Raw genomic sequence first — 11,737 nt, 5'->3', positions numbered from 1 at the left:
ATTGACTTTACTAGTCAGATGTAAATTATTATTTATTTCTAAATTGTTGAATATATCAACATAAGAGATATAGTAAGAGTTTACATCTTCACTAAAATCTGATTTTGTTTTACCAGTTAAACCTTTATAAAAATGACCTACATCTTCTAAGTAACTTGTATTTGATTAAAGATATATACAAATAATCTAATTAGATCTCTCTCTACGGTTCCGTCAACTTGACCTGTATTCAAGTAGTTGAATATTTGATCTTTGTAATATTCGTATTGCTTGTTTCTAAGTTCTATTTCTTTTGGAAGTTCGATATTCAAATCGCTACATATTTCCTCAAAGTTATCTAAGAAGCTTACTATTTTTTTAACAATTTTTGAGCTAGGTACTTTGATTTCAAAATTTTCTAAAAATGATTTTTTAATTCAAAATCATTGAGAACCGTTTGCGTGTTTTTCAATTTCTTTTCTAGCTTGTGGAGAATCAAAGTAATAAGTAACAAACTTAGATACAAAATAATCTGGTTCAAAAGGTCTAAGTCTCATTATGTCATCACTGTACAAGACATTTGACATATCTTCTAACACCGTAGAAGCTACACAAATTTCGTTTCTAATTTCACTTGCTGGTGTTATGAAAACATCATTTTTTAAAACGTTGCATTTTGAAATTTCACTTTTTGTAGCAGTGACCATCATTCTTAAATCAGATTTTTTAAGAGTTTTATTCTCGAAAACATCCATGTAATTAATAATTTTTACATATCTTTCTCCATGAATAATTTTCTTCTCTATTCCGACATTGTCTACAGAAAAAATCTCACCTAACTTTTTAACTTTTAATTCTTTATCTTGTTCAAAGCTTAGCAACTTATCTCTGTAATAGACATACTGATTAGAACGTAAGTTAAGCTCTGAAAATGAATCAAGGATCTTGACTATCTCTTCTTGAACTTTAATTAGCGGAACCGCAACTTCGATATTCAAAACAGTTTTTTTATCTAAAGCTGGAATCCCTGAACCATACTTAAGGTTCATAATGTATTCTTGCTTACTCTTTAAGAAATAATACAAATATCGATCATAGATCGATACATTAGTTAAAACAAAACAATGTGCACCAGCAAAGAATGGTACATCCATTCATTGAATATAACCAGCACTAGCTCCACCTTGACTAATTGTTATATGGTTTTTATCAAAATTAAAACCTTCATTGATATATCCAGAAGGACTGATTCCCCCATTTATCACTGGGATCAATCCTTCTTTTAATAAATTCTCTCGATTTAATTGTTTGCCTTTAGTGACATTACATATTTCACCTAATGTCTTATACTCCACCCCATCAGGACAAAGTTCACTAATCAATTGCTGAATTTTATTCATTATTTTTATGTTTTTAATCTTCTTATAGTTTTAATCTCTAGTCTAGATTAAGTATCTTAATAAGATTATTTATTAAATAAATAATTTATTAGTTTTAATTAAAAAACTATAGATAAGTTTTTTGTAATAAGCTTATGTCTTACACTACATTAGTAATCAATATTAATGTAAATAATTTTACTGATATTTCATGATCATGAACATATTTTAGAACAAAAAGATAGGGTTATTGCTACTTGTAGACCTGAAATGGATTTAAGTAATTAAAGATCTGATCTCTATAGTACTCGTACTGCTTTTGTCTCAGTGAGATTTCCAAAGGTATCCCTTGTGATAAATCACCCGATATTTGATAAAGATTATCTAAAATATTAACAACCTTATTTTGAATAGATAAAGATGGAATAGTTATCCTAATCTTTCTAAATTTATCTTTAGATAAATTAAATCTAGTTACACCACTAACACATTTATTAATTTATTTCTTAAAACATTTGTATGAAATAAATGTTTTAAGAAATGTGGATTTACAAGATCATGATCATATATTCTATAACCAAACGAAAAACTATTTAAATAAACATCGTTGTTTATATCTTTAGTATATAAACAACACATTGCACATTCATCAAAATTTTCAGATGAATTAGTAAATAATAAATCGTGAATTTTTACTTTATTTTGTTTTTCGTTTTCTGATATATTAACTTTATTATTTAGATTTAAATTATTATTTATTACTAGGTTGTTGAATATATCAACATAAGAAACATAATAAGAATTAGAATCTTGATTAAAATCTGATTTTGTTTTGCCAGTTAAACCGTTATAAAAATAACCGATATCTTCTAGGGTAACGTTAACGTTACCGAAGATATATACAAGTAATCTAATTAGATCTCTCTCTCTCTCGAATTCGCCAGTTGTTAAGTAATTGAAGATTTGGTTTCTATAAAATTCGTATTGTTTGTTTCTTAATTCGATCTCTTTGGGCAATCCAATATTCAAACTTGAGCAAACTTGTTCGAAGTTGTCTAGAACATCAACTATTTTCTTCTGAATTGATAATGAAGGAATAGTTAAGTTTATATTAGAGTAAATATGATTATTGATATTATTGATAGTTGTATTACTAATTAATTTATCTAATTGATTATTAAATTTATCACTACTTAAAAAGTGATAAATGAATCTAGGATTAGCACATTTAAGAGTTTTTACTTTAGCCATAAATGCACCAAAGCTATAGTTATCAATATCATTTAATACATAAGCTACTTTACCAACATGTTCTTTAGAACCGCTTGATATACACATCAAGATATCATCTTTAAATAATCTTTGATTGTCTTTTATCTTTATATTGTTTTTAATTTTTTTAACATCTTCATAAACTAATTGATTGTTTATTGAGATGTTATTAGCTCTTAAAATATAAGTATAATCTAGATCTTCATTCATGTTGATTTCATCGTTTTTAGAATAAGAAACACCACGAATGAAGTCGGTAACATCGATTAGTTTAAGATCAATATGACCGAATAGATAAGTAAGAATAATGATTATATTAGATCTCTCTCTCTCTCGAATCTTCAACTTTTCCTGTATTTAGATAGTTAAAGATCTGATCTCTATAGTACTCATATTGTTTATTTCTTAATTCTGCTTCTTTGGGAAGACCAATATTTAAATCAGTACAAATTTGTTCAAAATTATCTAAGAAATTAGATATCTTACTTTGTATAGATAAACAAGGACAATGAATTTTAATATCTTGAATATCTACTTTTGTTAATTGTTGAATTCCACCTACATCATAGGTTTTTTCACTGAAATATCTAGATAAATAATGATAAAGGAATTTTGTATCAACATTATCATTAGGTAATAATGTTAATAATCTAATAACAGGTGTAAAAGGATAATTTCGATATTCACAATAACCAATAGTACCTCTTGCTGATATCGTAATACATTCACTATTTACAGCGAATGTACTAGAATATCCTAGAATTGCATTTTGTCCTTTACCGTTACTGATAACTGGGTAGTTATGAGTTTTTGATTGCTCAGTTGAGAAATCTTCAGGTTTATCTTTTCCAACTAAGATATTAGATATTTCATCTAATCTTTTAATTTTTATTTCTTGATTATTATTATCAAAATTAAGTAACTTATCTCGATAATAGATATATTGAGATGAACGTAAGTTAAGCTCTGCTGTAAGCTCTGCTGTAAGCTCTGAAAATGAATCCAACACCCTCACTATTTCATCTTGAATTTTAAGTGGTGGTATAGGGATTTCAATACTCAAAATATCAGACATACTAGGATGTTTGATTGCGCTGCCACGATAAAATGACTCAATCAATTCCTGATTTTCTATTAGAAAATAATAAAGATATTTGGTATTTAAAACCTTTTTATCTTGACTGATACCAATGATATTGCCACAGTTGATAAAATCACCATTATGGTATTTTATGTTCGCCGAACCACCTGTTGGAATGGTGATAACTTCACCATTGTAAATGTAATTTTCGTTACCTTCTCTAATAGTATATAGGTCTTTTAAACCTGTTGTTAGTATTTTAATATCACCATCATTTGTAGCGATTTCTTTAGCTACTTTACTTAAAATATCAGGTATTTTTACAGGTTTAAAAGTATTATTTGCGTCTTTAAATTTTTTGTTTCAAACAACTACTTCTTCAATTCTTTTTAACTCTACTCCATTTGGACAAAGTTCATTAATTAACTTTTGAATTTTGTTCATTGTTTTCTAATAGCCAATTTTTTAATGATTTTAGATGTTGTGATAAGTAGTTAAAATAAACAATAACACAACACACATAAAGATTAGAAATCTTTAATTTCTTTTCTTAATTGTGACATTTTTAAATTTAAGTTTCTTAAAAAGTACTAGAAAATGAAAGATTTAATCGGTAATGTTATTACTATAAAAAATACTAAGACTACAACATTCAATTTTAAACATTAACTACATTTTAAAAAAAAGATTAATACATCTTACCAGCAATTCACCTTTTCATCCTCAATCTAAAACTAAGCTTATCTTCCCTATCACGACAACATTAACCTCTGATATATAAACCTTATCTCAACCTTCAATTAAACTGATAGTATGTATATTATTCTCTAATGTAATATTGCCGTCATTAATATCAGTTTGCTTTTAGTTTTAGTATCAAAAGTTAGAAACTTTTGTTTGACCCACATACTTATAAGTGGCGTATTTATTACATTAGTATCGAACTTGTCCTTGCTTGATGTAGTGAGCACTTTAGTACCTGAACTATTATAATCGCCATAAATATAATGATTACAAGCTACTGAAGTATCAACATATATCGATAGATATCTAGCATATCACATTGAGTACTAATATCGTTCAGATCTTATCTATATTTGAATCGAGTTATATCTTGAGGATTATTATTGATTTTAATAATTAAAAACATCAATCACTTTATAAATAAAAAAAACCAGAACTTATAGTTCTGGTATTAATAACTTTTATTAACCAACTTAGCGTTTTATTAAATCTAAGTATTTATTTAATTCTTAATATTATGCAGATGGATTAGTTTCCATTCCACCAGCATTACTTGCTGGAGTACTATTTAAAGTGAATGTTAAATTCCCAATAAAAGGAGTATCTTTACTTCCTCCACTTACAACTATTTTATTGATACCTTTATCAAAGTGTATCGTTCTTTTCATACCGTTCGTAACAACATTAGAACTCATATCACCAGTATTAAATTTTTCTAATGAAGTAAAGTTTTGTGTAGCTCTTACATTAATCGTTACAGAATTAGTAGTTTCTTTTGATTCGAATTTTAACGATCTAGTTTCTCTATCTGTAGATATATATGTTCCATTAAAATAATAATCACCTGCCATTGGAGCATTCACATATATAGTTAGAGTTCTTCTAGTTGTTGATGCTGAAGGAGTTGTAACTGCACCAGTGTTAGTAGAAATGCGTCTAGCAGCTGGTCCTGCAATATAACCTACTAAATAATTTGGTTCATCAGCATTTGAATCTGCAGGTGTTTCTCCTGTTCTAGTTAAACCAGGGAATTCACCGATATAAGTTGATCAACCTGCAGTTAAGCCATAACCCTTTAATAAATTCACTGAAACAGATGTTTGAGTGTCATTTGTATTGTTTGCATTTCCAAAGATTTGGTCATGAATTTTTGATTCACTTCCAGCATTAGAAGTCAGATACATATTACCAATCATTGGAGCTATTTTCGTAGTTGGAACACTGAATTCAATAGTGTTAGAACCAAAATTTAAATTAGGTATAGTAACTTTAGCTACATTGATGTTATCAACTGTTGGAGCAGGACCACTTGCATTTTCTTCATTTCCAAAAATAATAGAAGTTTGTTCTGTAGCATCATTTAACTTATATTGTAGTGCAATATTGTTAGCATCGCTATTTTTAACCAACTTATAAGGGAAATATAAATAACCTGTAGATGGTCCATAGTAATCAAATCGTAATGTATATTTAGCGCCATCTCCAGCAAATTTATATATTCAAGAAACATCTGTTGAAGAAACTGGAGAAGAAACTAAACTAGTCGTACCCATATTATTCATTCAAACTTTTCTTTGAGAAAAGCTTAAGTTTTGTAGATTATTAGAATTAGGTAGATCTACACTAAAAGCAGCAAAACTTCAGTTTGTTGGTTGTTCTTGATTATTATTTGCACCCGTTCCTGCAGTTAATTGATCTTTAGACAAAACTTTCTTTTTAAAATCATTGAATTTGTCAGCATTACCCATTCATTCTGAAAGTTTTGTAACAACTTCAGTTATGTCAGTATTTGCTTTAGTAATATTTTCAGCTGCAAGATTAAAATCTGATAAAGAATCTAACGATTTAGTTGTTATATCAGCGCCTATATTAAATACTTCACTAACTTTATTTCTAATATTAATATATTGATCTTGAGACAATCTTTCTAAAACATTTGTATTAGATTGTAAAGTAGTTTTCAATTCGTTATATGCAGTAACTAAAGGTTGATTAGCACTATCAAACTCGCTTTTATCACTTTTAGCTTTATCGATTGCGTTTTGTAATGTGGTTTCAGCAGTTTTCACATCTTCTACTGTAGAATCTTCTTTATTATTAACATCAGATGCACTAGTATATGCGTCTGTTAGTTCTTGTTTTATTTTGGCGTAATCTGCATATGTTTTAAGCTCATCACTTTGAGCATCGATTAACGTTTTTAATGAAGTTTTGGCATTTTGTAAAGCTAAAGTTTCAGGATTGGTATTACCACCATTGTTGTTATCATCATTGTTATTACTAATAATGTTATTTTCGTTTAAGTTGCTGTTGTTATTATTACTGTTGTTATCGTTGTTGCTATTATCATTAGCATTATTATTACTGTTCTCAACCGGTTTGCTAGGTTGTTTATTCACATTAGGTTGAGTATTAGTAGGTTGTGTACTACGTTTAGTAACAACTTGATCGATTGATGTACAACTTGAAATTGATAAGCTTAACAACGAGCTAACACCCAGTAAGCTTATTACTTTTGTTAATTTATTTTTCTTCATTATGAGTATTTATTCCTTATATTTCTTTAGTAATTAATTGTTTAAATGTTATTGCTGTTTGATTAATCTATTTTTATTCATTAACAACTTAATAGAAGTTATTAAGAAGTAGATTCAGCAACTGGTTGCATAGGTTGAGTCGAAGCTGCATTAGCTGGTGCATCTGCAGGTGTTGTTTCAGTCGTTGCTGGTGGTATTAAGGTGAAGATTAATTCACCTAAAATAGGTGTATTTTTATTTGTTATCGTACTATTACCAGTGATAACAATTTTATTTAGTCCTTTATCTAGGTGTAAAGTTTTTCGAGAAAAAGTTAACCCAGTATTACGGCTCTGTCTTGCATCGTCAGAACCTTGATTATCACTATTAGTATCGAATTTTTTCGAAAGACTATTTCAGCTAGGGGTAGATAAAAGATTATTAATTTTTAATGTTTTAGATTCTTCTGTTGAACCATCTAAAGCAAAATTCAATCCTCTAGTTTCAGCTGTATAATACGTTCCTTTAATTGAATAATCACCAGCTTGTGGTGCATTTACATAAAAGATAAATGTTCTGTTGTCATTAGTATTAGTTGGAGTTGTTATAGAACTCATACCATTACTAGTACCAGAATTACGAGTATTAGTATTACCAACATAATCTAATAAGAAACGTCTAACTGCAGTTGAACCAGACACATTAGTCGATCTAGTAGTATATGGAGCTAAATAAGTTGAATAATCAGCTGCTAATCCATAACCTTTGACAAGATCGACATTAATTTCGTTAGGGTTATCAGTCGTAGGTTCATTACCAAATATACTGTTATAAACCTTGTCGGTATTTTCTATATTAGAAGTCAAATACATATTACCAATCATTGGAGCTACTTTGTCTTGTTCAGTTGGTAAACTGAATTCAACTTTGTTAGATCCGTTAGCTAAACCAGTTAAGGCTAGCTTGGCAACGTTAATTTTGTTAACTGATGGAGTTGGGTTTGCTTGTGGATTATCAGATTGGTCAGATGAAGAAAAACTAACTTGTGTTGGTTGACCATCATTTAATTTATATTGAAGAGCTATCTTATCAGCATCGGCTTGTTTTACTAACTTATAAGGGAAATATAAGTAAGCATTAGTTGGTCCATAATAATCAAAAGTTAAGCTATATTTAGCATTAGGACCAAAGAGACCATAGATTCATGAAACATCAGTTGCTTCCATTGAATCGGGAGCTACAGTTGTTGCATTTGACCAAAGTTTTCTTCTTCCAAAACTAAAGTTTATATCTGTTGCACTTCTAGCTTCTGCACCACCAGTTGTACCACCAAGATCGACACTATAACCAATAAAACTGTAATTTCAAGGTTGGGGGTTGTTGTGTTGTTCATCAACACCTGCTAAATTTTCATTATTCAAAGTAAACTTCGAAAACCCTGATCTTAATTCATCTGCTTTTTGTTTTTGAGTATTGATTGTCTCATCACTGCTAGCAGTAGTAAGGTTATCATTTAAACTCTTAAGTGTTTCTGTACTTGGCTTATCACCTTCTAGTGGTGATAAGCTCTTATCAATAACACTTTGTGCGTTATCATATAAACTCTTTAGATGATTATTAATCGTTGCATAATTATCGTTCGTAAATAAAGCTAAGGTTGTTCGTTTATTGTCTAAAAGAAGTTTTAAACTATTAAATGTAGTTACTAATTCTGCATTATCTCTATTAAAATCATCTTTAGTTGAATTTGCTGTATTTATTGCAGTTTGTAATGCACTAACTGCATTACTAACTGCTTCTTGAGATGCATCTCCATTATTACTAACTTCAGAAGCACTAGCATAAGCATTTTCTAAATCTTTTTTGATCTTAGCATAATCATCATATGCCTTAAGAGTATCGTTTTGAGAATCGATTAATGTATTTAATTCAGCTCTAGCACTTTGTAAAGATAATGAACCAGTATTGCCTGTGTTGGCGTTACTAGTAGTTCTGTTGTTATTCTCACTAACGTTATTATTCTCAATATTGTTACTATTGTTGTTACTGTTATCTACAGGCTGACTAGGTTGTTGATTCTCAACAGATTTACTAGGTTGCTGATTTTCAACAGGTTTTGTAGGTTGTTTGTTCTCATTAGGTTGAGCATCATTAGGTCTTGTACTACCTTGAGTGACAACTTGCTCAATTGCTGTACAACTCGATATTGATAAGCTTACTAGTGAACCCACACCCAGTAAGCCTATTATCTTTGTTATTTTGTTTTTCTTCATTCTATATATTTGGTTTAAATGTCTTTGTATTTATTAATGAATTGATAACTTTAGATATCTATAAGTTATCAATAATAGATTAGTAAAACTAAGATTTTAGTTTCTTATCTAATCAGCAATAACCTTAACTTATAAAATTGTTTAACTTATTGATTATAAGCTAATATTTCTTACTTGTCTAGGGTTATTTAAAATTAAACATGCTCATTTTTAGCCTAAAACCTTTTATTTTAAGGATAATTTCAAGCATTTTATTAAATTAAATTTTTTGGTTTTAAGCAAATTTTCACCTTTTTAGATCAGTTTTTATATAAAATTTTATTTTATTTTTCGAATAAAAAAAACTAGCACTTGCGTGCCAGTTTTAAAATCAATATTATGAATATCTAATTATAGGTCTTAAGCTTATCTTGAAGATCCAGGCATTGCTCCACTATTTGCTCCAGCAGATCCAGTTTCAGTAGCCATTGGAGGTATATACGTAAAAGTTAAATCCCCAAAATAAGGTGTTTCTTTATTGCTTGCACCACTAGCAGAACTATTCCCTGTAACAACAATCTTATTTAATCCTTCAGTTAAAGATATTGTTTTTGAAGAAATACTAAACATTGAACCACTAATACTTTGACGATCATTTCCTGTACCATTATCTTTATTGGTATCAAACTCTCTTAAACCACCATTTTCTGATCCAGTTGATAGTAAATTACTTATCTTTGTCGATTTATTTGTTTCAGTAGACGATTCTACACTAAAGTTTAATTCTCTACTAAAAGCAGTGTAATAAACTCCTTTTATTGAATAGTTACCGGCTCGTGGAGCATTAACATAGAATGAAAACGTTCTGTTGTTGTCTGTGTTTGTAGGAGCTTTTTGTGGATTCATTCCGGTTGTTCAAGTAGCACTACTTCCACCACGAACGCTAGTTCCACCAACATAACTCACTAAATAGTGTCTAATTCTTTCAGAACCAGGTACGTTAGATAGTACGTTAGTATACGGACCAATATAAGTAGATCAATCAGAAATTAAAGCATACCCATTAATAAAGTTAACTGATACTGAGTTATTATCTTCTGCTAGTGTGTTCCCAAAGATATCATCATGAACTTTATTCTTAGCTTGATCTGATGAACTGATGTACATATTTCCAATCATTGGAGCAACTTTAGTACCATCATTTCCTGTAGGAATACTGAACTCAACTGTGTTGGGACCAAAATTTAGATCTGTTAATCTAATTTTAGCTACATTAATGTCAGCTACTGTTGGAGCAGGGTTAGAATTTTTTCCAGTACCACTAAAATCAATTCCAACAGGATTACCATTATTTAATTTATATTGTAAGGCAACGCTATCACCATTTTTAACTAACTTATAAGGGAAATATAAATATACAGTTGTTGATGGACCATAATAATTAAAGCTAAATGTATATTTAGCATCTTGTCCAAATAATCCATAAATTCATGAAACATCAATTAAATTTTGTTGATCTGGATCTTGCATCGTATCAGATCTTCAATAAGGTCTTCTAAAATAACTGTAATTAAGAACTGATTGAGTTGATGGTGAAGTAGCTGGTTGTGTAGCAGTACCAGTTCCTAAATCTACACTATAACCACCAAAGCCATAGTTTCAAGGTTGTTCTTGGTTATGACTTGCATCAACTCCACTTAACCCATCTTTAGATAATGCATATTTATCAAAACCAGTAGCTAGTTTATCTGCACTAGCTTTTTGTGTCATTAAAGTATCTTGAGATGTAGCAGTATCAATACTTGTTTTTAAAGTTTCTAAACTACTTGTAGTAGGTTTATTTGATTCATTAACCGGAATTAATGAATTATTGATTACTTGTTGAACATCATTAAACAAGTTTTCTATATGGTCCTTAATTAATCCATAATTAGCACCATCTAAACCTTGTAAAGCTGTTTCACGACCAGCTAAAGTCATTTTTAATTGATCGTATTTTTGTATTAAATCACCATTGTCATTAACGAACTTGGTTTTAGTATCATTAGCTGTGCTAATTGCGTTTTCTAGTTGCCTAAGTGCATTAGTTAAGTTTTCTAATGATGCACTTTGATTACTTTGTACATCCGATGCTGAACTATATGCTGACATTAAATCTTGTCTTAATTTAGCATAATCACCATATGAAGCTAATGTATTAGCTTGATCATCAATCAATTTAGTTAAAGAATTTCTTGTAGCTTGTAGTTCTGCTGATTGATTAACATTATTTGTAGTAGAAGGACTGCTTGGGTTAGAAGCACTTCCTGGATTTGAAGTACTACTAGGGTTAGAGGTACTTGCAGGATTAGAAGAAGTAGCACCAGAATTTGAAGTACTACTTGGATTAGAAGTACTACTAGGATTAGAATTATCAATTCTATTATTATTTGAACCTTGTACGGTCGTACCACCATTTTGGTTAACAACTCTAGGTGTGATTGCTGTACAACTAGCTAATGACAAGCCCACAAT

The 11,737-nt window shown here is 29.4% G+C and carries 7 protein-coding genes; all 7 read right to left on the bottom strand.

Features of this window, described 5'->3' with window-relative positions; translation table 4 throughout:
* Positions 1-146: 146 nt before the first annotated feature.
* Positions 147-1,379: a restriction endonuclease subunit S gene (locus tag H3143_RS01650; protein WP_182079083.1), complete on the bottom strand. Its 1,233-nt coding sequence runs from the start codon at positions 1,377-1,379 to the stop codon at positions 147-149.
* Between the two features lie 232 nt (positions 1,380-1,611).
* A complete protein-coding gene (locus H3143_RS03565; protein ID WP_407663513.1) occupies positions 1,612-1,785 on the bottom strand; it encodes a restriction endonuclease subunit S domain-containing protein in 174 nt (57 codons plus the stop codon).
* Positions 1,786-1,832: 47 nt separating this feature from the next.
* The gene (locus H3143_RS01640) at positions 1,833-2,975 is read right to left on the bottom strand and encodes a restriction endonuclease subunit S (protein WP_182079082.1); all 1,143 of its coding nucleotides are present in this window, start codon (positions 2,973-2,975) and stop codon (positions 1,833-1,835) included.
* On the bottom strand, positions 2,947-4,155 hold the full coding sequence (locus H3143_RS01635; protein ID WP_182079081.1) for a restriction endonuclease subunit S: 1,209 nt from the start codon (positions 4,153-4,155) through the stop codon (positions 2,947-2,949). The genes H3143_RS01640 and H3143_RS01635 overlap by 29 nt, the downstream gene beginning before the upstream one ends.
* Before the next feature lie 815 nt (positions 4,156-4,970).
* Complete coding sequence (locus H3143_RS01630) at positions 4,971-6,992, bottom strand: FIVAR domain-containing protein (protein WP_182079080.1); 2,022 nt, start codon at positions 6,990-6,992, stop codon at positions 4,971-4,973.
* Positions 6,993-7,093: 101 nt separating this feature from the next.
* The gene (locus H3143_RS01625; RefSeq protein WP_182079079.1) at positions 7,094-9,244 is read right to left on the bottom strand and encodes an FIVAR domain-containing protein; all 2,151 of its coding nucleotides are present in this window, start codon (positions 9,242-9,244) and stop codon (positions 7,094-7,096) included.
* Positions 9,245-9,649: 405 nt separating this feature from the next.
* Entirely contained in the window at positions 9,650-11,734 is a 2,085-nt protein-coding gene (locus tag H3143_RS01620) for an FIVAR domain-containing protein (protein ID WP_182079078.1), read from the bottom strand.
* Positions 11,735-11,737: the final 3 nt, after the last annotated feature.

Source organism: Mycoplasma tullyi (assembly GCF_014068355.1).
Taxonomy (GTDB): Bacteria; Bacillota_I; Bacilli_A; order Mycoplasmatales; family Mycoplasmoidaceae; genus Mycoplasmoides; species Mycoplasmoides tullyi.
The sequence above is the reverse complement of the archived record's forward strand: the minus strand, read 5'-3'. Positions and strand labels throughout refer to the sequence as shown.